Here is a 25,130-nt window from a genome sequence, read left to right as displayed (position 1 = left end):
GCCGGGAAGATCTGCGGCCCCGGCACAGTTGGTAGAAGCGTGAACAATATCGAGGTCGTCGTCATAGGCGCTGGTCAGGCAGGTCTGTCCAGCGCCTATCACCTGCGCCGGACCGGTTTCGAGCCCGAGCGCGACTTCGTGGTCCTGGACCACTCCCCCGGTCCGGGCGGCGCCTGGCAGTTCCGGTGGCCCTCGCTGACGTACGGCAAGGTGCACGGAATGCACGCCCTGCCGGGCATGGAGCTCAAGGACGCCGATCCCTCTCGGGCCTCCTCCGAGGTGATCGCCGAGTACTTCGACACCTACGAGCGCACCTTCGACCTGCGCGTGCGGCGGCCCGTCGATGTGCACGCGGTGCGGGAGGGGACGGACCGACGCCTCCTCGTGGAGACCTCGGCCGGGACCTGGGCGACACGGGCGCTGATCAACGCGACCGGCACCTGGGACCGGCCCTTCTGGCCGCGCTATCCCGGCCAGGAGACCTTCCGGGGACGGCAGTTGCACACCGCGCAGTACCCGGGGCCCGAGGACTTCGCGGGGAAGCGGGTCCTCGTGGTGGGCGGGGGCTCCTCGGGCACCCAGCACCTGCTGGAGATCGCCCCGTACGCGGCCTCCACCACATGGGTCACGCGGCGCCCGCCGGTCTTCCGCGAGGGCCCGTTCACCGAGGAGTTCGGCCGGGAGGCCGTCGCGCTCGTCGAGGAGCGGGTACGGCAGGGGCTGCCGCCCAAGAGCGTGGTCTCGGTGACCGGGCTGCCGCTCAACGACGCGATCCGGCAGGGCGTCGAGGACGGGGTCCTGGACCGGCAACCCATGTTCGACCGGATCACTCCGGACGGTGTGGAGTGGAACGACGGGCGGCGTGCGGACGTCGACGTCATCCTGTGGGCGACCGGTTTCCGGGCCGCCGTCGATCATCTGGCACCGCTGAAGCTGCGCGAGCCGGGCGGTGGGATTCGCGTCGAGGGGACGCGCGCGGTCGCCGACCCCCGTATCCATCTAGTCGGTTACGGCCCGTCGGCCAGCACCATCGGCGCCAACCGGGCGGGCCGCGCTGCCGTACGGGACATCAGGCGGCTGCTGGAAGGGGAACCGGTCGCCGCCTGACGCCCCGCCGGGTCACTTCGGCGGCTGCTGCGAGGCGGATGAACTTCCGCTCTTCTGCTGGGCGTTGAACTCGGCCACGTTTCGCAGGTGCTCCTCGTAGTTGGCCGTGAAGCGGGTGTCGCCCGGCTTGACCGTGACGAAGTACAGCCAGTCACCGGGTGTCGGGGTGATCGCCGCGCGTACGGCCTCCTCGCCCGGGTTGTCGATCGGGGTCGGGGGCAGGCCCATGCGCTGGTACGAGTTGTAAGGGCTGTCGATCCGGGTGTCCGCCTCGCTCGTCCTGAGCGTGGAGCGGCCCAGCGCGTAGTTGATGGTGGAGTCCATCTGCAGCGGCATCCCGCGCTCGAGGCGGTTGAAGATGACCCGGGCCACTTTGCCCATGTCGGCCTTGGTGGCGGCCTCTGCCTGGACGATGCTCGCGATGGTGACGGCCTGGTAGACGTTCATGGCGTTGCGCTGGGCGCCGGCGGCGATCGGGGCGCCGTTGAACTTCTGGTGCGCCGTGTCGGCCATGAACGTCAGCAGCGCCTCGGGCGTGGTCTTCTCGTTCAGCGGATACGTCGCCGGGAAGAGGTAGCCCTCCGGATTGCCCTCGGCGTCGGTCGGCAGCTTCAGGTTCGCCTTGGCGAGGGCCTTCTTGGTGGTGCCGGCCGGGCGGGCGAGGACCTTGTCGACGGCGTCGTAGATCTGGCTCGCGCGCCAGCCCTCCGGGATCACCAGCGAAGTGGGCTTGGCGTCCTTGTCGCTGTCCAGGCCCAGCAGCGGCACCGCCACGGCGGTGCCGGCCACGACGGCCCCGGTCGCGATGAGGGCGAGGCGGCCCCGGCGGGTCAGTCGAATCGAGCTCCGTGACGGAGTGTTCTGATACATGCGGGCACGGTAACCCTCATATCGTTACAAACCCGGCATATCTTCAGCTTGTCGGTTCCAGTTGAGCATCCCGGCGTACGAGGGCGGCGTACCGTCCGTCCTTCTCCAGCAGTTCCTCGTGCGTGCCTCGCTCGGCCACGCTCCCGGAGTCCAGGACCACGATCTGGTCGGCGCCTCGGACGGTGGACAGCCGGTGCGCGATGGTGAGCGTGGTGCGGTTGGCGGACAGGGCGTCGATGGCGTCCTGGACGGCCGCTTCGGTGCGGGTGTCCAAGGCACTGGTCGCCTCGTCCAGGATCAGGACCGGCGGGTCGCGCAGGATCGTGCGGGCGATGGCCAGGCGCTGTTTCTCGCCACCGGAGAAGCGGTGGCCGCGCTCACCGACGACCGTGTCGTAGCCGTCGGGCAGACCGGCGATGTGCTCGTGGATCTGGGCCGCCTTCGCCGCCGCGTGGAGCTCCTCGTCGGTGCTGTCGGGCTTGGCGAAGCGCAGGTTGTCGGCGACGGTGGCGTGGAAGAGGTACGTCTCCTGGGAGACGACGCCGACCGCGCGGGCGAGCGTGTCGAAGTCGAGGTCGCGCACGTCGATCCCGTCGAGTGTGACGCGGCCGCCCGTCACGTCGTACAGCCGCGGGACCAGGTGGCCGAGCGTCGACTTCCCGGCGCCGGTCGGGCCGACGACCGCGAGGCTGCCGCCCGCGGGGACGGTGATGTCGATGCCGTCGAGGATGGGGCCGCTCTTGTCGTCGTAACCGAACTCGACATTCTCCAGGCGGACCTCTCCCTTGATGGCGTCGAGGTGGACCGGGCGCTCGCGTTCGGTGATGTCGATCGGCAGGTCGAGGTACTCGAAGATGCGCTGGAAGAGCGCGAGGGAGGCCTGTATCTGGACGCCGGTGCCGAGCAGGCTGACGGCGGGGCGGAACAGGCCCTGCTGGAGCGAGACGAAGGCGACGATGGTGCCGATCGAGACGTCCGGGCCGCCCATCTGGAGTGCGAGGCCCGCGGTCCAGTAGATGACGGCGGGCATGGCGGCCATGACGATCGTGATGACGGCCATGCGCCAGCGGCCGGCCATGCTCGCGCGGACTTCGAGGTCGACCAGGCGCTCGGACTCGTCCGAGAAGGACTGGGTGAGCGAGTCGGAGCGGCCCATGGTGCGACCGAGGAGGATGCCGCTGACCGAGAGGGACTCGGTGACCGTGGCGGCCATCGCGGCCATCTGCTTCTGACGCTGGGTGGTGATCTTCTTGCGTTCGTTGCCTACGCGGCGGCTGATCCACACGAAGACCGGCAGCAGAAGCAGGGAGACGACGGTCAGGCGCCAGTCGAGGGCGATCATCGCGACGATCGTGGCGACGACGCTCGTGACGTTGGAGACCAGCGAGGTGGCGGTGGAGGTGACGGTCGCCTGCATGCCGCCGATGTCGTTGGCGATGCGGGACTGGACCTCGCCGGTGCGGGTGCGCGTGAAGAACGCGAGCGACATGCGCTGGAGGCGGTCGTAGACGGCGGTGCGCAGGTCGTGCATGACGCGCTGGCCGACCGTCGTGGAGATCAGGGTCTGCAGGACGCCGAAGACGCTGGTCAGCACGGCACTGAGGATCATGCCGAGCGCGAGCAGGCTGAGCAGGCCGGTGCGGCCCTCGGGGATCGCGACGTCCAGCGTCTCCTTCAGCATGAAAGGAGTGGCGACCGAGACCAGCGACGCGGCGCCGACCAGGAGGCCGACCACGGCGAGCCGGCTGCGGTAGGGGCGGAACAGCTTCAGGATGCGGCGCACCTGCCGCGGCTGCTCCTCGGAGTCGCCGGGCGATGGCCGGGCGGGTTCGTTGTCGGGGTGCATGGGCTCCTTCGGGAGACTCGTCGTGAGGGGCTTACGGACCTTAGCTCATTGTTACCTATACTCACAATGAACATGGTCCTGTTATTGTTCCCGTATGACCACCCCCGATTCCGACGGCCCGCTCGCCGAGCAGCTGCTGCGGTTCACGCGGCGTGTGCACCGCATCCAGAAGCGGCACATCGAGCAGAGCGGTCTGGGCGTCACTCCCGCCCAGTTGCGGTTGCTGCGCACCCTCGCGCACTACGGCTCGGCGCCGCGCATGGCCGATCTGGCCGAGCACCTGGAAGTCGTGCCGCGCGCGGTGACGTCGCTGGTCGACGGCCTCGAGGCGAGCGGCAAGGTGCGCCGGGTGCCGGATCCGACGAACCGGCGGGTCATCCGGATCGAACTCACGGACGACGGGCGCAAGGCGCTGCGCGAGCTGCGGGGGGCTCGGAGGTCGGCGGCGGCCGAGATCCTGGCGCCGCTGACGGAGGAGCAGCGCGAGGTGCTGGGCGGGTTGCTGGACACCTTGGTGGACGGGGCCGTGCCCGAGCCGGGGAAGCGTTGTTGAGGACATGAAAGAAGGGCCGCGGCTGGTCGCCGCGGCCCTCTTCTTTTCGTGCAGCTGCCGTCAACTGGCTTCGGAGGCGGTCTCCTTGGCCTTCTGGGTGGGCACTGCGGCGATCGGCTCCCCGGCCTCTTCCGGCTCGGCGTCGGCGTCGGGATCGGGATCGGCCTTCCCTTCGTCCAGCACCCTCTTCGCCTTGTCCAGGTCCAGCGCGCCCTCCCAGCGGGACACCGCGAAGACGGCGACACAGTTGCCGAGCAGGTTCGTCACGACGCGCATCGAGTCCATGATGCGGTCCACACCGAGCAGCAGGGCGACGGCACCGGCCGGGATCGCGCCCAGCGAGGAGGCGGTCGCGGACAGGGCGAGGAAGGCGGAGCCGGGGATGCCCGCCATGCCCTTGCTGGTCAGCATCAGCACCAGCACCACGGTGATCTGCTGGCCGAGGCTGAGGTCGACACCCACCGCCTGGGCGATGAACAGCGTGCCGATGGACAGGTAGAGCGAGGCGCCGTCGAGGTTGAAGGAATAGCCGGTCGGCAGCACCAGGCCCACGGCGTCGTCGCGGGCGCCCGCCTTGCGCAGCTTCTGCATCACGCGCGGCATGACGGACTCGGTGGACGCGGTGCCGAGGGCGAGCAGCATCTCCTCGCGGATGTAGCGCAGGAACTTCCAGAGGCTGAGCCCGGTGACCATCTTGAGGGCGACGGCGAGCAGCGCGATGAAGAGCGCGGCGGCCGCGTAGCACAGGATGATCAGCTTGGCGTAGGTCTCGATGACACCGAGGCCGTACTGGCCGATCAGCACGGCCATCGCGCCGAACACCGCGATCGGGGCGAGGCGCATGATGAAGCCGACGACCGCGAAGATGATCTCCTGGGCCTGCTCGATGGCGGGCAGCACCTTCGGCACCTTGGTGTGGCCGAGGTGGAGCAGCGCGGCACCCACCAGACAGGCCAGGATGAGCACCTGGAGGAGCTCGTTCTCGGCGAAGGCGCCGATGAAACTGGTGGGTATCGCGTTGACGATGAACTCGGTCGTCGTGGGCAGCGAGCCGCCGCCGGTCTTCGCGTCGACCGCCGCGCTGTTCAGCGTGGACGGGTCCACGTTCATCCCCGAGCCCGGCTGGACGAGGTTGGCCGCGAGGAGACCGATGATCAGGGCCAGCGTGCTCGCGACCTCGAACCAGATCAGCGCCTTGAGCCCGATCCGGCCGAAGGCCTTGAGGTCGCCGGCCTTGGCGATACCGACGACGACCACGCAGAACACGAGCGGCGAGATGATCGTCTTGATGAGCCGGGTGAAGCCGTCGCCGAGCGGCTGGAGGTCGGAGGCGAAGTCGGGCCAGAGCTTTCCGACAACGATGCCGAGGACCAGCGCGACGGCGACCTGGGCGAAGAGTGAGGTACGCAGTATGTGTGCGACGCGTCGCGGCAGGGACGGGACGGACGGCGGCACGGGCACTCCTTGTGGGGGACGTCGGTGCGCAGAGGCCCCGAGGGGACGTCGGGTACTTCTGCGATACGGAAAGCGGCTTCCGTGGCGATCACTTTGAAGGCGCCGTTGATCTCCCGCAAGACCGCCGTGTTTCAGCCGCGTAAATCACGCCCCGAGTGACGCATCGCACACAACTCCCCTCAGCAGCCTCGGCGATCCTCGGTGAGCACCCCCTGAACACTGGTCAGGGAGCGGTCGTGGCAGCCGTCCGATCCGTACAGCCGGTAGCGCTCGCTCGTCGTGCCGACCGCGTGCCGCTGGTCGCGCGGGACGTTGACGGTCCAGGTGGCGTCGCCGGTGTAGGTGTCGTCGAGCCGCGACCACTTGAGGCGTCGGCCGTCCTGGGACGCGACCGCCGTGGCCCGGTCGCCGAGCGTCAGCACGGTCCGCAGCCGGTCGTCCGTACCGAGCGTGGTGGTGCCGTCCATGGTGTACGTCCGATGCGTGCGCGTCGTGCGGGCGGGGCCCCGTCCGTCGACGGTGACCGACTCGTCGTCCGCCCAGGTGGCCCGGAGCGCGTCGATGTTCTCGCCGTCGGTCCAGCGGTGTGCGGAGGAGTTGGTGAGCGCGCGCCGGACGGTGGTGGTCACACGGCCGTGGGAGGTGTCGACGTATCCGGCGACGGTGAGCCGGTGCGCGCCCTCGGTGTCCAGACGGTGCTCCGAACCGGGGGTGTACGTCGAGGAGTTGGCGAGGTCGCCGACGGTGTGCGTGGTGAGCTTGCCGGTGACCCGCGTGCTCTTCGCGTCCTGCCAGACGAGCACGTTCACGGGGGCGCTCCAGCCGGTCTGTCCCTCGGGGACGCCGACGACGTCGACCTCTATGCGGTGGGGACGGCCGTCGTTGAGAATCCCGGCGAACGGCGTCAGGTCGTATTCGATCGGCTTGACGTCGAAGGCGCGCGGTCCCGGCACGACGTACCAGAGGAAGGGGTTGGACCAGCCACCGGTCCACACGTGCGGGAACGGCGCGGCGATCCCGGCGAGTCGGCCGTCGACCTTGATCTGCACCTCGCGGTAGGGGCCGCCCGTCGCCTTGCAGGAGTACGGCGCCTCGTCGGGGACCGTCAGATACCAGTACTCCTCACAGCCGCCGCCTGATCCGGTGGCGTACACCTCGGCGACGATGCGTTCGCTGTTGCGCGGGGTGGTGACGGTGCCGTCGGTCGGGGTCAGGACCCGGTCGGGGGTCGTGGCGGGGCGGCCGGCGTAGAACGTCAGGGTGACCTTGACGTCGATGATGCCGGTGTACGTGTCGTCGACGACGTTCCCGATGAGCATCTCGACGTCGTGGCCGGCGCGGAAGGTGTCGCTGTAGCGCGTGACGTCCTTCTCGACCGACCACTCGATCCCGTCGGGCGACGGCTGCGGGGTCGACGTACGGAAGATCTCGATCCCGCCGACGTGCAGATAGCCGAGCCGGTCGTACTGACGCCCCTTCACCTTGCCGTCCATCCGCAGCACGACCTTGCTCCAGCGGTCGCCGCAGCCGTCGGGCGGGGTGTAAGTGCCCTTGTACGGTGTGAAGTCACGGAACTGCGCCTCGGCGAGCGTCACTTCACAGGACGTGCCGGAGGGTTTGGTGACGGGCGGGGCGGCGGTGATGGGATCGTGCCAGTCGGAGCCGAACTCGGCGGGGACTCCGGCGAATCGAGTGGGCACGTCGCTCGACCGGACGAGCGCGTCGGTCGATTGGGCGGGGGTCGCGCCGAGGAGGGTGCTCGCCAGGAGGGTCGCTCCGGCGAACATGGACATGATGATCCGTCTCTTCATGGCCGGTGTTCTACGGCGAGTTGGGCGCCCTCCGCAATGAGGCCTCCCCCGCGAGTGCTAGCTCGCCAGGTCGGCCCTGTCCCCCATCACCACCACAGGATGCTGGTCCGGGTCGAGCGTGCGCAGCAGGTACCGCATCGCCGATCTGGACAGGCTGACGCAGGCGGACGTACCGCTGCCGTGGTCCATGTGCAGCCAGATCCCGCCGCCCTTGGCATCGCCGCCGGGTCGGGTGGGGTCGTTCGGCGGGGTGCCCCTGACCCGGTTGTAGTCGATCGCGATGACGTAGTCGAAGTCGTGCCGGTGGGACTCGGCCCACCAGCGCGGGGCCGCGAAGGCGGCGGACCGGGTGTACGGGAGCCTGGAGCCGGGGTCGGCGAGGACCCCGCCCGCGTCGGTGAGGGTGAACACGCCGACAGGGCTGCGCTTGTCGCCCTCGCGGTGGTCGGTGGTCCAGCCCTTCTTGCCGTTGTGCGCGGGCCAACTGCGGGTGCGCTCCCAGGTGGAGCCGTGCTTCGTGTGGAGAACGACCGTGGAATCGGGCGAGTTCCTGCCGTCGCCGTAGACCGCGACGACCTGGCGGGAGTCGCCGGGGATGCGGCGTCGGAAGCGGTCGCCGATGTCCGGGACGCCGGTGGGGGCGGCGGCAGGGGCGGTGGTCGTGGGCCTCGCCGCGGGTTTCGCCGGTTCGGTCCGGGGGCTCGCGCAGGCGGCCAGGGCCGCCAGGAGGATCCCGCAGGCCACCGCACGTCGTACATCGCTCGCCACCCCGCCATGGTCGCATCCGTCCGACCGGAAAACCGTTTGCACCCGACCCTGCGATGACGCGAACCTTTCACGGTTTGCTACCGCCGTCCGCGGTCCCTCCACCCCCCTGACACGAGCCACTGGGACGTCATCCGTCATGCAGATTCACGACCTTCCGTATCCCGACCCGGGTGTGCCGGACGCGCGCTCGGGTCCCCGATTCCTGTGGTGGCTCTTCCGGAATCAGCTGGGCGGACAACTCAGATCCCTGGCCTGGGGACTGGTGCACTTCGTGTCCGTCTCCGCCCTGCCGTTCTGTGTGGGCGTCGCCGTACAGGCCGTCGTCGACCGGTCCGGCAGCCGGCTCGCCCTCGCGGGCGGACTGCTGGCACTGGCGTGCGCCGGCAGCGCGATCGGAGACACCTTCCTGCACCGCGCCGCCATCACCAACTGGATCACCGCCGCCGCCCGCGTCCAGCAGCTGCTGGCCCGCAAGGCCTCCTCGCTGGGCTCGGGGCTCACCCGACGGGTCTCGGCCGGTGAGGTCGTGGCCGTCTCCACGGGTGACATCGAGAAGATCGGCTGGTTCGTGGAGGCCGTCTCCCGGTTCACCGCCGCGGCGCTCACCATCGTGATCGTCTGCGTGGGCCTGGTGATCTACCAGCCGGCGCTCGGCGTCGTGGTCGCCGTGGGCCTGCCGGTGCTGGCGGTCGCCGTACTGCCCCTGCTGCCCCGCGCCACCCGGCGTGCCGACTTCCAGCGGGAGAAGGCGGGCCGTGCCACCGAGCTGGCCTCGGACACGGTCGCCGGTCTGCGGGTGCTGCGCGGCATCGGTGGCGAGGAGCTCTTCCTCGACCGCTACCGCAGCGCCTCGCAGGAGGTGCGCCATGCCGCCGTGCGCAGCGCCCGCATGTGGTCCCTGATCTCCGCGATCCAGGTACTGCTGCCGGGGCTGCTGCTGATCGCGGTCGTCTGGCACGGCGTCGGGCTGGCCCGCGAGGGCCGGATCACCATCGGCGAGCTCGTCGCCACCTACAGCTCGGTCATGATCCTCACCTATCCGCTGCGGCACTTCGAGGAGATCGCCATGGCGTACTCCTTCTCGCGTCCGTCGGCCCGCCGGGCCGCGCGGGTGCTGTCGCTGGAGCGCGCCACGTCCGAGGAGGGTTCGCTGGCCGGTGACACGCCGTCCGGAGACCTGTACGACCCGGCGACCGGTGTGCTCGCGCCGTCCGGCCGGCTCACCGCCGTGGTGTGCGGCGACCCGGACGCGGCGGGACAGCTGGCGGAGCGTCTGGGCGGCCACCCCGCCGAAGAGGCGACATCCGTGCTGCTGGGCGGGGTGCCGCTGGACGAGCTGCCGCTCTCGGCCGCGCGGACCGCCGTCCTCGTCCAGGACAAGGACCCGGTCCTGCTGTCCGGCACGCTGCGCGAGCTGCTCGACGTGCCCGCCTCGGGTGACGTCGACCCGAGGGAGGCGCTGACGGCGGCGCAGTGCGACGACGTCCTGGCCGCGCTCGTCCAGGGCTCGCTCGGCGCCGAGGACCCGATGGACGCCCGGATCACCGAACGCGGGCGCTCCCTGTCGGGCGGCCAGCGCCAGCGGCTCGCCCTGGCCCGGTCGCTGATCACGGACCCGGAGGTGCTGGTCCTGGACGAGCCGACCTCCGCCGTCGACTCGCATACCGAGGCCCGGATCGCCGAGGGCGTCCGGAACCTGCGCTCCGGCCGCACGACCGTGGTCTTCACCTCGTCGCCGCTGCTCCTGGACCGTGCGGACCGGGTCGTGCTGGTGCACGAGGGCGAGGTCGTGGCCGTGGGTGTGCACCGCGAACTGGTGCACAAGGAACCCCGGTACCGCGCGGTCGTGACCCGCGAGACGGAATCCACCGACGACGACGCCCTGACGGGCGTACTGGAAGAGATCGAGGAGACGGCATGATCGGCGTGGCCCCACCGGCGTACGACCCGGCGGCCCCGACGACGGCGAACACCCTGCCCGTCGGGGGCGCCGCGACCGTACGCGCGTACGTGACCGAACTGTTCCGCCGGCACCGCCGTGCCTTCCTGGCCCTGATCGCCGTCAACACGGTGTCCGTGCTGGCGTCGATGGTGGGGCCGTGGCTCCTCGGCGGGCTCGTGGAGCGGGTCTCGCAGGAGGCTCGTGAACTTCATCTGGAGCTGACCGCCGGGCTGTTCGTGCTCGCGCTCGTCGTCCAGGCCGTCTTCGTACGGCAGGTACGGCTGCGCGGCGCGATGCTCGGCGAGCGGATGCTGGCCGACCTGCGCGAGGACTTCCTCGTGCGGTCGGTCGGGCTGCCGCCGGGTGTCCTGGAACGGGCCGGCACCGGTGATCTGCTGTCGCGGATCACGACCGACATCGACCGGCTGGCCAACGCGATGCGCGAGGCCGTGCCCCAGCTGTCGATCGGTGTGGTGTGGGTCTTCCTGCTGCTCGGCGGGCTCGTCGTCACGGCGCCGCCGCTGGCCGCCGCCGTGCTGCTGGCCCTGCCGGTGCTGGTGGTGGGGTGCCGCTGGTACTTCAAGCGGGCGCCGTCCGCCTACCGCTCGGAGGCCGCCGGGTACGCGGCCGTCGCCGCCGCGCTCGCCGAGACCGTGGACGCCGGGCACACCGTCGAGGCACATCGCCTCGGGGCGCGCCGCGTCGAACTGTCGGAGCAGCGGATCAAGGAGTGGACGGCGTGGGAGCGCTACACGCTCTATCTGCGGTCGGTGCTCTTCCCGTTCATCAACGTGAGCCACGTCCTGATCCTCTCCTCGGTCCTGATGGTCGGCGGTGTGTTCGTCCTGCGGGGCTGGATCGACGTCGGTCAGCTGACGACCGGTGCGCTGATCGCACAGATGCTCGTCGACCCGGTCGGGCTGATCCTGCGCTGGTACGACGAGCTCCAGGTGGCCCAGGTGTCACTGGCCCGGCTGGTCGGCGTCCGCGACGTCGAGCCGGACGCCGGCGACGACTCGGTGAGTCCCGACGGGCGCGAGGTGCACGCGGACCGGGTGCACTTCGGCTACGTCGAGGGTGTGGACGTGCTGCGCAAGGTGTCCCTGGAGGTCGCCCCCGGCACCCGTCTCGCACTGGTCGGCCCGTCCGGGGCGGGCAAGTCCACCCTGGGCAGGCTGCTCGCGGGGATCTACGCGCCCCGGGACGGCCGGATCACCCTGGGCGGTGCGGAACTGTCCCGGATGCCGGCTGAGCGGGTCCGCTCACACGTGGCCCTGGTGAACCAGGAGCACCACGTCTTCGTGGGCTCGCTCCGCGACAACCTGCTCCTGGCCCGCACCTCCGCCGTCGAGGCCGAACTGTGGGCGGCACTGGGCGCGGTCGACGCGGACGGCTGGGCGCGTGCCCTGGACGAGGGGCTGGACACGGAGGTCGGCTCGGGCGGCCTGGCCCTCACCCCGGCCCAGGCCCAGCAGATCGCGCTGGCCCGCCTGGTGCTGGCCGACCCGCACACGCTGGTCCTCGACGAGGCGACGTCCCTGCTGGACCCGCGCGCGGCCCGGCACCTGGAACGGTCCCTGGCCCGGGTCCTCGACGGCCGCACGGTCGTCGCCATCGCCCACCGTCTGCACACCGCCCACGACGCGGATGTCATCGCGGTCGTGGAGAACGGCCGCATCAGCGAGCTGGGCAGCCATGACGAGCTGGTGGCGGCGGACGGGGCGTACGCGTCGCTGTGGAGGTCGTGGCACGGGTGACGGGGCCATCCCGGCCGGTGGGGAGCCGTCGTGCTTCGGTACGGCGGCTTCCGGTCGTTCGGAGCGTGGGGATGTCGCCTTCCGGTCGGCCGGGGCGTGCGGGTAGCGCGCACCCGGTCGGCCCGGGCATGCCGGTGTCGCGGTCCCGGACTGGTCGGTGATGGGTGAGGCGGCGCCCGGACAGCCGGTCCGCTCGACGGCCACCTTTCGGTGCGGCCGTCGGCGGGGTGCGGGAGGGCTCGACCCTCGGCGCACCGGTTTCATCCGCCGATCGCCTGGTGGGGCGCTCCTCAGGTGCCGGCGGCCCCACCCTCCGGGTGCCGTCCGACCGAGCGCGAACCGGCTCCGGCCCACCGCTCGGGGCCCCGTTCGCGCTCCGTGCCGTTGCGCCGGGGTGAAAAGGGGTGGAAGGCTGGAGAGCGGCACCGGTTCGGGGAGCGTCCGGAAACCACGCGTTTCGCGCCGGACGCAGCCTGTGCCCGCACCGCGGACGGCCGCGGTGGCCACGGGTCGGCCCCACCACCTGGAGGTATCCGTGAACAGCGCCGACGGATGGGGAGACGACGTCTACCAGCCCGACGGGTCCGAGGTCCAGGACGACGCGGGCCTGCTGGACGCGGAGGACACCCTCGACGACGACGGTGTCGGCGATCCTCTCGACCGGGGCTGGTCTCCTCCGGAGCGTCCCTGGGCGGTCGAGCACACCGGTGTGACGGCGGCCGGACGCGAGACCCTGGACCAGCGGCTCGCCGAAGAGCTGCCGGAGACCCCCGTGCCCGACGGTGACGGCCTCGGCGACTGCGACGGCAGCGACGGCGAACTCCTGGACAACGAGGTCGGCGCCCGCCGCTCCGGCCGGCTCGTGGCTCCCGACGAGGGCGCCCATGAGGACGACGAGAGTGGTCTGATCGCCACGGATGTGGGCATCGACGGTGCGGCGGCGTCGGCCGAGGAGGCCGCGATGCACATCGTCGACGAGGACGCCCTGTCCGGCTGACCCCGAGGAGCACACATGCAGCAGGACAAGCACCCCGACTACCGCGAGGTGGTCTTCCGCGACCGCGCCGCCGGTTACGCCTTCCTGACCCGGTCCACCGCCACGAGCGACCGGACCATCGAGTGGGACGACGGCGAGACCTACCCCGTCGTGGACGTGGAGATCTCCTCGGAGAGCCACCCCTTCCACACCGGCAAGGCCCGGACGGTGGACTCGGAGGGACGGGTCGCGCAGTTCGAGCGACGGTACGGCGGTGGGACGGGGCAGAACGCCGAGGGGTGAGCGCCGGCCGAGGCGGGCCGGGGCGAGCGCCCCTGGAGGCCGCCCCGGTCATCTGCTCCCGGCGCCTTCCTCAGATGAAGTTCAGCGCCGCCGCGCAGCCCACCCCGCCGAGCAGCATGAACGCCGGCATCAGCACCTTCAGCTCGACCCAGCTGCCCGCCCGGAACCGCAGGGCCTTGGGCGGCCCGATCGGGTACCAGCGCTTGCGGCCCACCGGGATCGGCCACAGGATCGGGCAGCCGGACACCGTCAGCGCGTCCCCGATGTCGTGGACCAGCGCGCCCAGCAGGACGGGCAGGCCCAGCCAGAGGTACTCCTGGCCCGGCGCCGTGAACAGCCAGTCCGAACCGTTGCCCGGCTTGTCCAGGACGCCGGCGAGGATCCACGAGCTGGTCGCGGCGAGCAGCCAGACCAGGATGTCGGCGCTGGAGCCGCGGGTCGCCCGCCAGAGCAGGCCCTCGATGGCCAGCACCATGTGCACGAAGAGCAGCGCGAGGACAGCCCAGCGCCCGCCCGTGATCGCCGCGACCGAGGCGCCCGCACCGATCAGCACGGCCCACAGCCAGGTGTGGGTGAGGGTGCGATGGCCGCCGGAGCGACGAGGGTCGCCCTGCTTCTTCGTCGCCTTGTAGACGGCGTACGAGAGCTTGTCGACGATCTCGCACAGGCCCCGTGAGATCGGGCCGAAGGCCCGCGAGATGGTGGCCGCCTTGTGGTCGAGGTCGGGGGCGAGCGCCGCCCCCGCGCAGATCAGGGCGCCGGCCAGCAGGACCGGCCAGGGCATCGTGTGGCCCGCCGCGGCGGCCGCGGCTCCGACGCCGAGCCAGGCGGCAGCCCCCGACAGTGAGTGTGCTGGTCCCATCATCGCCGTTGCCCGCCCCATTCCTCTTGTGCCGCTGTCCAGTTGAACGGCCGTGCTGACGCTCTGTCGGCGACACAGCGTACTGCTCGTGATCTTCGCCGCCGCATCCGATTCCACTATGGGGCAGATGGGCAGGCAAGATGGGTGGGTGACCCTCATCGATCAGCTGCCGCAGACCGCAGACCCCGACGCCCTCTACGAAGCCTTCGAGTCGTGGGCCGGGGAGCGCGGGCTCACGCTCTACCCCCATCAGGAGGAGGCGCTGATCGAGGTGGTCTCGGGGGCGAACGTGATCGTGTCGACGCCCACCGGCTCCGGCAAGAGCATGATCGCCGCGGCCGCGCACTTCGCCGCGCTGGCCCGGGACGAGGTCACCTTCTACACCGCGCCGATCAAGGCGCTGGTCTCGGAGAAGTTCTTCGAGCTGTGCAAGATCTTCGGCACCGAGAACGTCGGCATGCTGACCGGCGACGCGTCCGTCAACGCCGACGCCCCCGTCATCTGCTGCACCGCCGAGGTGCTCGCCTCGATCGCGCTGCGCGACGGCAAGCAGGCGGACGTCGGCCAGGTCGTCATGGACGAGTTCCACTTCTACGCGGAGGGGGACCGCGGCTGGGCCTGGCAGATCCCGATCCTGGAGCTGCCCCAGGCGCAGTTCATCCTGATGTCGGCCACGCTCGGCGATGTCTCGATGTTCGAGGAGGACCTCACCCGGCGCACCGGCCGCCCCACGGCGGTGGTCCGCTCGGCGACCCGTCCGGTGCCGCTGTCCTACGAGTACAAGTTCACCCCGCTCACCGAGACCCTCACCGAGCTCCTCCAGACCAGGCAGGCGCCGGTCTACATCGTGCACTTCACGCAGGCGCAGGCCGTGGAGCGGGCGCAGGCGCTGATGAGCATCAACATGTGCTCGAAGGAGGAGAAGGAGCAGATCGCCGACCTGATCGGCAACTTCCGCTTCACCACCAAGTTCGGCCGCAACCTCTCCCGTTACGTGCGGCACGGCATCGGCGTCCACCACGCCGGCATGCTGCCCAAGTACCGGCGTCTGGTGGAGAAGCTCGCGCAGGCCGGTCTGCTGAAGGTCATCTGCGGCACGGACACGCTCGGCGTGGGCGTCAACGTCCCCATCCGCACGGTGCTGTTCACGGCTCTCACCAAGTACGACGGAAACCGCGTCCGTACCCTGCGCAACCGCGAGTTCCACCAGATCGCCGGACGCGCCGGACGGGCCGGCTTCGACACGGCGGGCTTCGTCGTCGCACAGGCGCCCGAGCATGTCGTCGAGAACGAGAAGGCGCTCGCCAAGGCGGGCGACGACCCGAAGAAGCGTCGCAAGGTGGTCCGCAAGAAGGCTCCGGAGGGCTTCGTCGCCTGGACGGAGAACACCTTCGACAAGCTCATCAACTCCGACCCCGAGCCGCTGACGTCCCGCTTCCGGGTCACGCACACGATGCTGCTGTCGGTGATCGCCCGTCCCGGCAACGCCTTCGACGCGATGCGGCACCTGTTGGAGGACAACCACGAGCCGCGCAAGCAGCAGCTGAAGCACATCCGGCGGGCGATCGCGATCTACCGCTCGCTGCTGGACGGCGGCATCGTCGAGAAGCTCGACGAGCCGGACGCCAGCGGTCGCATCGTCCGCCTCACCGTGGATCTCCAGCAGGACTTCGCGCTCAACCAGCCGCTGTCCACGTTCGCGCTCGCCGCGTTCGAACTCCTCGACCCCGAATCGCCGTCCTACGCGCTGGACATGGTCTCCGTCGTCGAGTCGACGCTGGACGATCCGCGCCAGATCCTCGTCGCCCAGCTGAACAAGGCGAAGGGCGAGGCCGTGGCCGCGATGAAGGCGGACGGCATCGAGTACGAGGAGCGCATGGAGCGCCTCCAGGACATCAGCTACCCGAAGCCTCTGGAGGAGCTGCTCTTCCACGCGTACGACACGTACCGCAAGAGCCACCCCTGGGTCGGCGACCATCCGCTCTCCCCGAAGTCCGTCATCCGCGACATGTACGAACGAGCCATGTCCTTCACGGAGTTGGTGTCCCACTACGAGCTCGCCCGCACCGAGGGCATTGTCCTGCGTTACCTCGCCAGTGCCTACAAGACGCTCGACCACAACATCCCGGACGACCTCAAGTCGGAGGACCTCCAGGACCTCATCGAGTGGCTCGGCGAGATGGTGCGCCAGGTCGACTCCAGCCTGCTGGACGAGTGGGAGCAGCTCGCCAACCCGGAGGAGATGACCGCCGAGGAGGCCCAGGAGAAGGCCGACGAGGTCAAACCGGTCACCACCAACGCGCGCGCCTTCCGGGTCCTCGTCCGCAACGCCATGTTCCGCCGTGTCGAGCTCGCCGCCCTGGACCACGTCGAGGAGCTGGGCGAGCTGGACGCCGAGGCCGGCTGGGACGCCGATGCCTGGGGCGAGGCGATGGACAAGTACTGGGACGAGTACGAGGACCTCGGCACCGGTCCCGACGCCCGCGGCCCCAAGCTGCTCCTGATCGAGGAGGAGCCGGAGAACCGTCTGTGGCGGGTCCGCCAGATCTTCGACGACCCGAACGACGATCATGACTGGGGCATCAGCGCGGAGGTCGATCTGACGGCCTCCGACGCGGAGGGCCGCGCGGTCGTCCGCGTCTCCGATGTCGGTCAGCTGTGAGCACAGGAGAATCCCACCCATGACGAACCCGGCCGAAAAGCTGGTCGATCTGCTCGACCTGGAGCAGATCGAGGTCAACATCTTCCGTGGCCTGAGCCCGAACGAGTCCCTGCAGCGGGTCTTCGGCGGCCAGGTGGCGGGCCAGGCGCTGGTCGCCGCCAACCGCACCACCGAGGGCGACCGCCCGGTGCACTCCCTGCACGCGTACTTCCTGCGCCCGGGCCGGCCGGGTGTGCCGATCGTGTACCAGGTCGAACGGGTGCGGGACGGCAGGTCGTTCACGACCCGCCGGGTCACCGCGGTGCAGCAGGGCCGCACGATCTTCAATCTCACCGCCTCCTTTCACAAGCCTGAGGAAGGTTCCTTCGAGCACCAGCTGCCCCCGGCCCGCAAGGTCCCGGACCCGGAGTCGCTGCCGTCGGTCACGGACGAGATCCGGGAGCATCTGGGCACGCTGCCCGAACAGTTGGAGCGGATGGCGCGCCGCCAGCCCTTCGACATCCGCTATGTGGACCGCCTGCGCTGGACGACCGAGGAGGTCAAGGACGCCGAGCCGCGCAGCGCGGTGTGGATGCGCGCGGTCGGTCCGCTCGGCGACGATCCGGTCGTGCACACCTGCGCGCTGACCTACGCCAGTGACATGACCCTCCTGGACGCCGTCCGTATCCCGGTCGAACCCCTGTGGGGCCCGCGGAGCTTCGACATCGCGTCGCTGGATCACGCCATGTGGTTCCATCGGCCGTTCCGCGCGGACGAGTGGTTCCTGTACGACCAGGAGTCGCCCGTCGCGACGGGCGGCCGGGGGCTGGCCCGCGGGCGGATCTACGACGTGGAGGGGCGGCTGTTGGTGTCGGTCGTCCAGGAAGGGCTGTTCCGGGCGCTGTAGGTCACTCGGCCTCTGCTGCGGATCACGCGCTTCTGCGGCGCAGCCGGCCGAGCAGGCCACGGGACGGCTGCTCGCAGGCGGTGGACCCCCGCTCCGGCCCGGGAGGCGCTTGCTTCGCGGCAGGTCGTGGCGCGGGCCGGAGCCTGCGGGCGTCCTCCAGCGTCCGGGTCAGATCGGCCTTCAACCGGCTGATCTCGTCCGGGTCGTCCGCCGTCATGATCCTCTCTGCGAGGTAGGAGGCGGGTGACCCCTGTGCGCCCTGGGTCGGCGGGCCCGGCCGGAAGCGCATGAGATGCGAGCATTCACAGGGGTCCGGGACGATCTCCGAGATCTGGACGGGGTCGAGGAATGCGGCCAGGGCCCCGGCGCTCTCCCATGGGCCGTCGGCCACGCGCAGCAGGAACTCCAGGTGCCGTCCGCGCCAGTTGCGCGCCCTCAGGTCCAGCCCCGCGTCCAGCAGGTCGCGCATCCCCTCGGGCGTGCGACGGGCTTTCAGCAGTGGGGAGTTCTCCTCTTCGGCCGCGAACTGCCGGAGTTCCTCGGCGAGATACAGCCAGACCACCGCCCGGTACCGGTTGAGGTAGAAGCGCACCGGCGCGACCACGCCCAGTCGCGCCAGGCGCGTGAACCTGCTGACGGGCACATCCATGACGGCCGCGCCCTCGGTGGTGCCCACGACCCGCACTCGTTCCTGCAGCGCGTCGGGAAAGCCGTCCTCCGTGCGCAGCCGGTCGATCTCGGAGCGGGTGACGCGGCGGCCTCCACCGCCTTCGTCGGGGACGGTCCAGATGTGGCCGAGGTGGACGGCGAGGTCGAACTCGCTTCGTTTGAGCCCCAGTTCCCGTGCCGCGCGGCTCGGCGCGCAGGAGAGCTGGTGGGGTGCGGTGACGGTGCTGCCTGACATGGTCGTACTCCCCCGTGGAGTCGGTCGCTCACGCTGTGTGCGCTCGCCGTGAAAAAACCGTAACCGGTCCGGCGGATCTCCTGGTGAGCCTGTGGATAACTCCGCGGGGGAGGAAGAAGGAGCAGGTCAGAGGTCCATGGCCGAGCTCTGTTCGGGGCGGCGGACGTCCACGCCGAGGTGCTCGCCCACGCGGTTGACGAGCAGTGTCATCTCGTAGGCGATCTGCCCGATGTCGGCCTCCGCGCCGCTGAGCACACACAGACAGCTGCCGGTCCCCGCCGCGGTGACGAACAGCACCGCGTCGTCGAACTCGACCATCGTCTGGCGCACTCGGCCGGCGCCGAAGTGGCGTCCGGACCCCTTGGCCAGGCTGTGCAGTCCGGACGCGACGGCGGCGAGGTGCTCCGCGTCCTCACGGCGCAGCCCGGTGCTCGCTCCCGCCACCAGCCCGTCGTTGGACAGGACCAATGCGTGCCGTACGTGGTCGACACGCTCCGTCAGATCGTCCAGCAACCAGCCGAGTCCCTGGTTCTGCGCCATGATTCCGTCTCCCCGTGTGACGTCTCCCCCTGGCCGGAGGATCTCCCGGCCACCCTTCCCGACGGCCAGTGCCCCGGCAAGGAAGACGGGCCAAGCCGCGGAAGATGGCCGAACCTTTGCACGGTTTCCGGGGTCATCCCACGGAGTCGAGCAGTCGGGCGGTGTGCATCCGTCCCGCGTACTCGACGAGCCGGATCAGCACCTCCTTGCCGGAGTCACGATCCCGGGCGTCGCAGAGCACCACGGGGGTGCCGCGGTCGAGGTCGAGGGCTCGGCAGACGTCACTGGCGCCGTAGGTGCGGGCGCCCGTGAAGCAGTTGACGGCCACGACGAACGGGATGTGCCGGTGCTCGAAGTAGTCGACCGCCGGGAAGCAGTCCTCCAGGCGCCGGGTGTCCGCGAGGACCACGGCGCCCAGGGCGCCCTGCGACAACTCGTCCCACAGGAACCAGAAGCGGTCCTGGCCGGGGGTGCCGAAGAGGTAGAGGGAGAGCCCGGAGCGGATGGTGATGCGGCCGAAGTCCATGGCGACCGTGGTCGTGACCTTCTGGTCCACGCCGCCGGTGTCGTCCACCAACTGACCGGCCTCGCTGAGGAGTTCCTCGGTGCGCAGCGGCCTGATCTCACTGACCGCGCCCACCAGGGTGGTCTTGCCCACGCCGAATCCGCCGGCGACCAATATCTTCAACGCCAGCGCGGTCGACTCGCCGCCCTGGGCATCGGAAGTCTCGGAGACCATTGATCACTTCTCTCGGGAGTACCGGTAACGGCCGACGGTGCAGGTGTGCGAAGTCAGCATGATGACAACTGCGGTACCCCTTCGAGGGGTTACACCGCTATTTGACCGATGTGGCCGATTCGCGCGCGTTCGGTTACGAAGTTTCATCTACAGTGCCCGCAGTCCTTCGATCACTTCGCGCAGAATCCGTTCGTCAGGAAGCTGCGCGGGCGGTACCGGGCGGCTGACGGTGACGCAGCCGAGTTCCAGGAGGTCGCCGAGCAGCACCCTGACCACGCCGACGGGCAGGTCGGCGTCCGCGGCGAGTTCGGCGACCGACTGGGTCTCGATACGGCACAGTTCGATCAGGGCCCGGTGCTCCGGTCCGAGCGCGGTGTCGTCGTCGACACCGGGAGCCGCCGCGTCCAGCGTGACCAGGGCGATGAGGTCGAAACGCACCCCGGTGGGGCCGGGTTTGGTGCGTCCGCCCGTCATGGCGTACGGGCGGACGAGAGGCCCCGCCTCACCGTCGTACCACTGACTGCCCTGCTCCCGCGGGGCGTCCGTCATGTCCTCCGTCATGAGCGTGGACCGCCCTTCTCGTCTCATCCGGCGGGGGGCCGCGCGGCGACGCGCGGCGCCGTGTACAGGTGCTCGCCGACACGCTTGACGAGCCGTGCCATCTCGTAGGCCACCAGGCCTATGTCGGCGGTCACGGCGGTGAGCAGGGCGAGGCAGGAGCCGTCCCCGGCGGCGGCCACGAACAGGAAGCCGTCGTCCATCTCGACCATGGTCTGGCGCACTCCGCCCGCCCCGAAGTGGCGGCCCGCACCCTTGGCCAGGCTGTGGAAACCGGAGGCCACCGCGGCCAGGTGCTCCGCGTCCTCACGGCGCAGATCGGTCGACGCCCCCACGGCCAGACCGTCGTTGGAGAGCACCACGGCGTGCCGTACCTCGCTGACGCGCAACACCATGTCGTCCAGCAGCCAGTCGAGTTCACCGGACCGCTGGGCGGCCCTCATACCGGGATCCTGGATCATGCGGGGTCTCCTTCGCTGCTGTCACTGACCGCTGCGGAATCCGGGGTGGCGCCGCGGCCGGGCCGACGGCCGCCGCCGCGTGCCCAGCCGTCGCGGTAGGCCGCCATCCGGTCCCGTACGAGCTCGGGGGTACGCCGGTCCTCACCCCGTGGGTCGGAGTGTGATTCCGGTTCCTCCGTACGTGGTTCGCGCAGCTGAGGGGCGAGGTTCGCCTGCCGGACTCGGCGCGGGAGGTCGTCCGATGCTTCGGAGTCGTCCGGGGGACGGTGCAGTCGCAAGGTGGTGACTCCGGGGGGTGGGCTGTCGGACCCGGACTCCGCCCTCGCCGACGCCGCGACCTCCGCCCTGGCCTCAGCCCTGGCCTCCGCGGCGACCGGAGTGGGGGCCACCAGTGCCGGACGGTCGGCCGAGGCGTGCACGGACTCCTGCGGCCTGGCCGCACCGGGCACGCGCGCGTACACGTGTTCCTGGTCCACGGCCTTGCGGGGGGAACGTTCCTCCGAACCGCTGTGCAGCAGGGCGGTGGGCAGAAGGACGACGGCCGTGGTGCCGCCGTAGGGCGAGGTACGCAGGTGGACCTTGATGCCGTGCCGGGCCGCGAGCCTGCTGACCACGAAGAGTCCGAGCCGGTCACTGTCGAACAGGTCGAGCGCCTCGGACTGCTCGATGCGGTGGTTGGCCTCGGCGAGGGACTCCTTGCCCATGCCCAGCCCCCGGTCCTCGACCTCGACCGCGTAGCCGTTGCCCACCGGTTCACCGGTGATGCGCACGCGCGTGTGCGGGGGCGAGAACTGCGCGGCGTTCTCGACGATCTCGGCCAGGAGATGGGTGACGTCGGCGACGGCCCCGCCGATGACCGACGCCTCGGGGAGCTGTCGTACCTCCACGCGCGCGTAGTCCTCCACTTCGGAGACGGCCGCGCGCACCACGTTGGTCAGGGAGACCGGCATGCGCCAGGCTCGGCCGGGTGCCGCTCCGGAGAGGATGATCAGGCTCTCCGCGTGGCGCCGCATACGGGTGGTGAGGTGGTCGAGCCGGAAGAGGTCGCTCAGCTCGTTGGGGTCGTCGGAGCGGCGTTCCATGTTGTCCAGCAGGCTCAGTTGGCGATGCACGAGGACCTGGCTGCGGCGGGCGAGGTTGACGAACACCCCGGAGATGCCGCTGGCGAGTTCCGCGCGTTCCACGGCGGCCCGCAGCGCGGCGCGGTGCACGGTCCCCAGAGCCTCGGCGACCTGTCCCGTCTCGTCCTCCGAGGGCGGTCCGGGCGGGGCCTCGGCCTGGACGTCGATCTCCTCGCCGGCGCGCAACTTCCGCATCGCCTCGGGGAGTTTGCGCCGCGCGATCTCCAGGGCGAGGTTGCGCAGGCCCTCCAGCTCGATGACCAGGCCGCGTCCGATGCGTACGGAGATGACGAGCGACGCGAGGACGGCGGCGAGGCCGAACAGGACGGCGGCGCCGGCCGGGGTGAGCAGACCGCGCGTGAACGGGTCCGCCTGGTCCGCGACGCCACGTCCGGCGTCCTCCTCGATGGTCCGCATCCCGTCCTGCACGCGCGCGTGTGCCTTGCTCCAGGTGGCCTCGGGCGCCGCGGCGATCGCCGACGCGCCCGCGCGGCTCGCGAGGACCTTGTCCTCCACGGTGCCGACGGCCGCGTAGTCGCTGCCGTCGGCGAGGTCCTGCCAGACGGCACGTTCGGGGCCGCGCAGGTCGGCGACGGCGGACTCGGTGAGGGTTCGGCGGGTTGCGACGGCGCCGGTGAACAGCCGCAGCCGCTCGCCGTCGATGCGCCCGGCGAGACGTGCGCCGGCCAGCAGGACGTCCTCCTGGGCCAACGCCTCTCCCGCGCGGGAGAACTCGAGCAGCACGCGCGCGTCGGAGCCCAGTTCGGCGTCCTGGATGCCGGTGAGGGCGCCGCCCACGCCGAAGGCCGCCGTGATGGTCCGTGTATAGCGGCCGTACGTCTCGTCCCAGCCGGCGCGGCGGTCGAGCACCGCGGCCCGCACGGAGCGCAGTTGCTCACCGCCGGTCACGACGGTCTCGAGGCGCTGGGCCACTCCGGCGGGCAGTTCCTCGCCGTCGGCGACGGTGTTGTCGTCGCCGAGCCGGAGCTTGTCCAGGGTTTTGTCCGTGCGTTCCGCAAGGGCCTTGAGGTCTGCGCTGCGGCCGCCGGTCGGGGCGATCGCATAGCGCACCGCGGCCGCGCGTTCCGCCTGGAGCGCGGCGACCGCGGCCGCGACCGGGGACCGGATCTCGGCGTCCACCCGCTGCAACTGCCTGAGCCGGGAGACGTCCTGGGCGGTGGTGACGGTGGCGTACGCCCACAGGGCCAGCAACGAGACGGCCGGCACCATCAGCAGGCAGACGATCTTGGCGCGCACGGTGCGCGGGCGTATCAGCCAGCGTCCCGCGCGCGTGGGCGTCTCGTCCGGTACGGCGCCCACCGGCTCGGCCAGGCGTTCGTCGGCCGGTGGTCCGGCGTGGGCGCGGCGGCCGCGGGCGGGGGACGGAGCCGACGCCTCGGCGCCGTTCGTGGGGGTCCTACGGGATGTACGCATGGCCTCCTGCCTCGGAAGTGGTCGGTGGGCGGGCCCGGCGGCCCGTCAGCGGGCGACGCTCTCGACCGGCCGCTGGGCCGAGGCGGACGCCTCGCGCTCCCCCGACGTCGGCGACAGCGCGACGAAGGCGGAGGTCAGGAAGAGATAGGAGCCGAGGCCGACGGCGAGGGGGAAGATGAACTGCATCGCGGTGGCCCCGGGCAGGGCCGCGTCGGAGGGGCTGACGTGCACGCTCACCGAGAACATCCCGGTGTAGTGCATGCTGCTCACCGCGGCTCCCATGATGAGCGAGGCGACGGTGACGGCGACGGGCGACTTGATGTTGAGCGCGGCCCACAGGGCGGCCGTCGCGGCGACGACGGCGATCAGCACGGACAGTCCGACGAGGGCCGGGTCGTACTTCACGTCGCCGTGCAGACGGACGGCGGCCATGCCCAGGTAGTGCATGCTCGCCACGCCGAGTCCGGTGGTGAGCCCGCCCAGGAAGAGCGCCCGCCCGCGGTCCTTGCTGTAGCCGACGGCGAAGACGCCGGCACAGACGACGATCATGGCGACGAGCAGGCTCACGATGGTGAGCGGCACGTCGTAGCGGATGTCGGTGCCGCTGACGCTGAAGCCGAGCATGGCCACGAAGTGCATGGTCCAGATGCCGGTTCCGATCGCGGAGGCGGCGGTGATGAGCCAGTTGCGGCGTGAACGCCCCGTGGCGCCGAGCGCGCGGACGGTGCAGCGCAGCCCGAGTGCGGCGCCGATGCAGGCCATCACGTACGACAGCACGGGGGTCAGCCAGCCGAGTGCGGCGTGGTCCAGGTGTCCCATGGCTCCGGGACGCTAGTCGGGGCATGGGCGCACAAAGGGGGCGCAGTTCGAAAGGTGTTGGAATATGACGCAGAGATGCACCTGAACGATCGCGGCGCGCTCGAACGTGTGCGCAGGAGCATCATCCTTGTCGGTGAGAGATCATGCGGAACATGAGCGACGACCACACACATGTCCAGGAGTTCTTCGGCGCCCGAGCCGCCGACTGGGATGCCCGCTTTCCCGACGACGGCCCCGCCTACGCCGCCGCGGTCGCCGACCTCGGGCTGCGCGAGGGGGATCGCGTGCTCGACGCCGGCTGCGGCACCGGGCGCGCTCTGCCGCCCCTGCGTGCGGCCGTGGGAGCCTCGGGAGTGGTCCTCGGGGCCGATCTGACCCCGGCCATGCTCCAGGCCGCCGTACGGGCCGGACGGGACCGGGACGGGCAGTTGCTGCTGGCCGACGTGGCCGCGCTGCCGCTGCGTGCGGAGTCGCTCGACGCGGTGTTCGGGGCGGGGCTGATCTCCCATCTGCCCGATCCGGCCGAGAACCTGCGGGAGTTGGCGCGCGTGGTGCGTCCGGGCGGCACGCTGGCGCTCTTCCACCCGATCGGCAGGGCCGCGCTCGCGGCACGACAGGGCCGGCAGATCACGCCGGACGACCTGCGCGCAGAGCCCAACCTCCGGCCTCTGCTGACCGGTTCCGGGTGGCGGATGACGTCGTACGCCGACGAGGACACCCGGTTCCTGGCACTGGCCGTGCGGAACGACTGACCCT

At 70.7% G+C, this 25,130-nt stretch carries 22 protein-coding genes; 9 read left to right on the top strand and 13 right to left on the bottom strand.

The window, feature by feature from the left end; genetic code table 11:
- Nucleotides 1-39 precede the first annotated feature (39 nt).
- Nucleotides 40-1,107: an NAD(P)-binding domain-containing protein gene (locus ACWD3I_RS14915; RefSeq protein WP_365405642.1), complete on the top strand. Its 1,068-nt coding sequence runs from the start codon at nt 40-42 to the stop codon at nt 1,105-1,107.
- A gap of 12 nt (nt 1,108-1,119) precedes the next feature.
- Here ACWD3I_RS14915 and mltG read toward each other — a convergent pair whose 3' ends face one another.
- Together mltG and ACWD3I_RS14905 are read right to left on the bottom strand one after the other, a co-directional pair.
- Nucleotides 1,120-1,977, bottom strand: coding sequence for an endolytic transglycosylase MltG (gene mltG, locus ACWD3I_RS14910; protein ID WP_365405645.1), 858 nt, complete (start codon nt 1,975-1,977; stop codon nt 1,120-1,122).
- 43 nt (nt 1,978-2,020) lie between these two features.
- Nucleotides 2,021-3,823, bottom strand: a complete 1,803-nt coding sequence (locus tag ACWD3I_RS14905) for an ABC transporter ATP-binding protein (RefSeq protein WP_365405648.1) — start codon at nt 3,821-3,823, stop codon at nt 2,021-2,023.
- Nucleotides 3,824-3,917: 94 nt separating this feature from the next.
- Between ACWD3I_RS14905 and ACWD3I_RS14900 the strand changes: the two genes are divergently transcribed.
- Complete coding sequence (locus ACWD3I_RS14900; RefSeq protein ID WP_266895710.1) at nt 3,918-4,376, top strand: MarR family winged helix-turn-helix transcriptional regulator; 459 nt, start codon at nt 3,918-3,920, stop codon at nt 4,374-4,376.
- Nucleotides 4,377-4,436: 60 nt separating this feature from the next.
- Here the strand turns inward: ACWD3I_RS14900 and ACWD3I_RS14895 are convergent, their stop codons facing one another.
- From ACWD3I_RS14895 to ACWD3I_RS14885, 3 genes are all read right to left on the bottom strand, one after another.
- Nucleotides 4,437-5,831: a cation:dicarboxylate symporter family transporter gene (locus ACWD3I_RS14895; RefSeq protein WP_365405652.1), complete on the bottom strand. Its 1,395-nt coding sequence runs from the start codon at nt 5,829-5,831 to the stop codon at nt 4,437-4,439.
- 179 nt (nt 5,832-6,010) lie between these two features.
- Nucleotides 6,011-7,642, bottom strand: coding sequence for a peptide-N4-asparagine amidase (locus ACWD3I_RS14890; protein ID WP_365405655.1), 1,632 nt, complete (start codon nt 7,640-7,642; stop codon nt 6,011-6,013).
- Nucleotides 7,643-7,699: 57 nt separating this feature from the next.
- Complete coding sequence (locus ACWD3I_RS14885) at nt 7,700-8,410, bottom strand: L,D-transpeptidase family protein (RefSeq protein WP_365405658.1); 711 nt, start codon at nt 8,408-8,410, stop codon at nt 7,700-7,702.
- 136 nt (nt 8,411-8,546) lie between these two features.
- Between ACWD3I_RS14885 and ACWD3I_RS14880 the strand changes: the two genes are divergently transcribed.
- From ACWD3I_RS14880 to ACWD3I_RS14865, 4 genes are all read left to right on the top strand, one after another.
- Entirely contained in the window at nt 8,547-10,331 is a 1,785-nt protein-coding gene (locus ACWD3I_RS14880) for an ABC transporter ATP-binding protein (RefSeq protein WP_365405661.1), read from the top strand.
- A complete protein-coding gene (locus tag ACWD3I_RS14875; protein ID WP_365405664.1) occupies nt 10,328-12,109 on the top strand; it encodes an ABC transporter ATP-binding protein in 1,782 nt (593 codons plus the stop codon). Before ACWD3I_RS14880 ends, ACWD3I_RS14875 begins: the two co-directional genes overlap by 4 nt.
- Before the next feature lie 535 nt (nt 12,110-12,644).
- Nucleotides 12,645-13,106 (top strand): DUF5709 domain-containing protein, encoded by a 462-nt coding sequence (locus ACWD3I_RS14870; RefSeq protein ID WP_365405667.1) that lies wholly within the window; start codon nt 12,645-12,647, stop codon nt 13,104-13,106.
- 15 nt (nt 13,107-13,121) lie between these two features.
- Entirely contained in the window at nt 13,122-13,388 is a 267-nt protein-coding gene (locus ACWD3I_RS14865) for a type B 50S ribosomal protein L31 (RefSeq protein ID WP_365405670.1), read from the top strand.
- 70 nt (nt 13,389-13,458) lie between these two features.
- On the opposite strand, the gene ACWD3I_RS14860 is transcribed toward ACWD3I_RS14865, so the two are convergent.
- A complete protein-coding gene (locus ACWD3I_RS14860; RefSeq protein ID WP_365405673.1) occupies nt 13,459-14,253 on the bottom strand; it encodes a metal-dependent hydrolase in 795 nt (264 codons plus the stop codon).
- 145 nt (nt 14,254-14,398) lie between these two features.
- On the opposite strand from ACWD3I_RS14860, the gene ACWD3I_RS14855 reads away from it, so the two are divergent.
- Together ACWD3I_RS14855 and ACWD3I_RS14850 are read left to right on the top strand one after the other, a co-directional pair.
- On the top strand, nt 14,399-16,912 hold the full coding sequence (locus tag ACWD3I_RS14855) for a DEAD/DEAH box helicase (RefSeq protein ID WP_365405676.1): 2,514 nt from the start codon (nt 14,399-14,401) through the stop codon (nt 16,910-16,912).
- Between the two features lie 19 nt (nt 16,913-16,931).
- The gene (locus tag ACWD3I_RS14850; RefSeq protein ID WP_365405679.1) at nt 16,932-17,798 is read left to right on the top strand and encodes an acyl-CoA thioesterase; all 867 of its coding nucleotides are present in this window, start codon (nt 16,932-16,934) and stop codon (nt 17,796-17,798) included.
- A gap of 22 nt (nt 17,799-17,820) precedes the next feature.
- Here ACWD3I_RS14850 and ACWD3I_RS14845 read toward each other — a convergent pair whose 3' ends face one another.
- From ACWD3I_RS14845 to ACWD3I_RS14815, 7 genes are all read right to left on the bottom strand, one after another.
- On the bottom strand, nt 17,821-18,702 hold the full coding sequence (locus ACWD3I_RS14845; protein WP_365405682.1) for a DUF6397 family protein: 882 nt from the start codon (nt 18,700-18,702) through the stop codon (nt 17,821-17,823).
- A gap of 126 nt (nt 18,703-18,828) precedes the next feature.
- Nucleotides 18,829-19,242: a roadblock/LC7 domain-containing protein gene (locus ACWD3I_RS14840; RefSeq protein ID WP_171139844.1), complete on the bottom strand. Its 414-nt coding sequence runs from the start codon at nt 19,240-19,242 to the stop codon at nt 18,829-18,831.
- A 133-nt stretch (nt 19,243-19,375) separates the two neighbouring features.
- Nucleotides 19,376-19,981 (bottom strand): GTP-binding protein, encoded by a 606-nt coding sequence (locus ACWD3I_RS14835; protein WP_365405686.1) that lies wholly within the window; start codon nt 19,979-19,981, stop codon nt 19,376-19,378.
- Nucleotides 19,982-20,128: 147 nt separating this feature from the next.
- A complete protein-coding gene (locus ACWD3I_RS14830) occupies nt 20,129-20,542 on the bottom strand; it encodes a DUF742 domain-containing protein (protein WP_266895682.1) in 414 nt (137 codons plus the stop codon).
- A 23-nt stretch (nt 20,543-20,565) separates the two neighbouring features.
- Nucleotides 20,566-21,000, bottom strand: coding sequence for a roadblock/LC7 domain-containing protein (locus tag ACWD3I_RS14825; RefSeq protein ID WP_365405690.1), 435 nt, complete (start codon nt 20,998-21,000; stop codon nt 20,566-20,568).
- Nucleotides 20,997-23,555, bottom strand: a complete 2,559-nt coding sequence (locus ACWD3I_RS14820) for a sensor histidine kinase (protein WP_365405693.1) — start codon at nt 23,553-23,555, stop codon at nt 20,997-20,999. Before ACWD3I_RS14820 ends, ACWD3I_RS14825 begins: the two co-directional genes overlap by 4 nt.
- Before the next feature lie 45 nt (nt 23,556-23,600).
- Nucleotides 23,601-24,374, bottom strand: a complete 774-nt coding sequence (locus tag ACWD3I_RS14815) for an MHYT domain-containing protein (protein ID WP_365405696.1) — start codon at nt 24,372-24,374, stop codon at nt 23,601-23,603.
- A 152-nt stretch (nt 24,375-24,526) separates the two neighbouring features.
- Between ACWD3I_RS14815 and ACWD3I_RS14810 the strand changes: the two genes are divergently transcribed.
- On the top strand, nt 24,527-25,126 hold the full coding sequence (locus ACWD3I_RS14810) for a class I SAM-dependent methyltransferase (RefSeq protein WP_451084096.1): 600 nt from the start codon (nt 24,527-24,529) through the stop codon (nt 25,124-25,126).
- Nucleotides 25,127-25,130: the final 4 nt, after the last annotated feature.

Source organism: Streptomyces sp. NPDC002817 (genome assembly GCF_053592055.1).
Note: the sequence above shows the minus strand (reverse complement) of the source record. Positions and strands in the feature narration are given on the sequence as shown.

Coding starts and splice junctions, on each gene's coding strand:
- ACWD3I_RS14835 (WP_365405686.1), bottom strand. CDS start 19,981: ATGGTCTCCGAGACTTCCGATGCCCAGGGCGGCGAGTCGACCGCGCTG.
- ACWD3I_RS14860 (WP_365405673.1), bottom strand. CDS start 14,253: ATGATGGGACCAGCACACTCACTGTCGGGGGCTGCCGCCTGGCTCGGC.
- ACWD3I_RS14830 (WP_266895682.1), bottom strand. CDS start 20,542: ATGACGGAGGACATGACGGACGCCCCGCGGGAGCAGGGCAGTCAGTGG.
- ACWD3I_RS14905 (WP_365405648.1), bottom strand. CDS start 3,823: ATGCACCCCGACAACGAACCCGCCCGGCCATCGCCCGGCGACTCCGAG.
- ACWD3I_RS14850 (WP_365405679.1), top strand. CDS start 16,932: ATGACGAACCCGGCCGAAAAGCTGGTCGATCTGCTCGACCTGGAGCAG.
- ACWD3I_RS14810 (WP_451084096.1), top strand. CDS start 24,527: ATGAGCGACGACCACACACATGTCCAGGAGTTCTTCGGCGCCCGAGCC.
- ACWD3I_RS14825 (WP_365405690.1), bottom strand. CDS start 21,000: ATGATCCAGGATCCCGGTATGAGGGCCGCCCAGCGGTCCGGTGAACTC.
- mltG (WP_365405645.1), bottom strand. CDS start 1,977: ATGTATCAGAACACTCCGTCACGGAGCTCGATTCGACTGACCCGCCGG.
- ACWD3I_RS14820 (WP_365405693.1), bottom strand. CDS start 23,555: ATGCGTACATCCCGTAGGACCCCCACGAACGGCGCCGAGGCGTCGGCT.
- ACWD3I_RS14815 (WP_365405696.1), bottom strand. CDS start 24,374: ATGGGACACCTGGACCACGCCGCACTCGGCTGGCTGACCCCCGTGCTG.
- ACWD3I_RS14880 (WP_365405661.1), top strand. CDS start 8,547: ATGCAGATTCACGACCTTCCGTATCCCGACCCGGGTGTGCCGGACGCG.
- ACWD3I_RS14900 (WP_266895710.1), top strand. CDS start 3,918: ATGACCACCCCCGATTCCGACGGCCCGCTCGCCGAGCAGCTGCTGCGG.
- ACWD3I_RS14890 (WP_365405655.1), bottom strand. CDS start 7,642: ATGAAGAGACGGATCATCATGTCCATGTTCGCCGGAGCGACCCTCCTG.
- ACWD3I_RS14840 (WP_171139844.1), bottom strand. CDS start 19,242: ATGGCGCAGAACCAGGGACTCGGCTGGTTGCTGGACGATCTGACGGAG.
- ACWD3I_RS14845 (WP_365405682.1), bottom strand. CDS start 18,702: ATGTCAGGCAGCACCGTCACCGCACCCCACCAGCTCTCCTGCGCGCCG.
- ACWD3I_RS14865 (WP_365405670.1), top strand. CDS start 13,122: ATGCAGCAGGACAAGCACCCCGACTACCGCGAGGTGGTCTTCCGCGAC.
- ACWD3I_RS14875 (WP_365405664.1), top strand. CDS start 10,328: ATGATCGGCGTGGCCCCACCGGCGTACGACCCGGCGGCCCCGACGACG.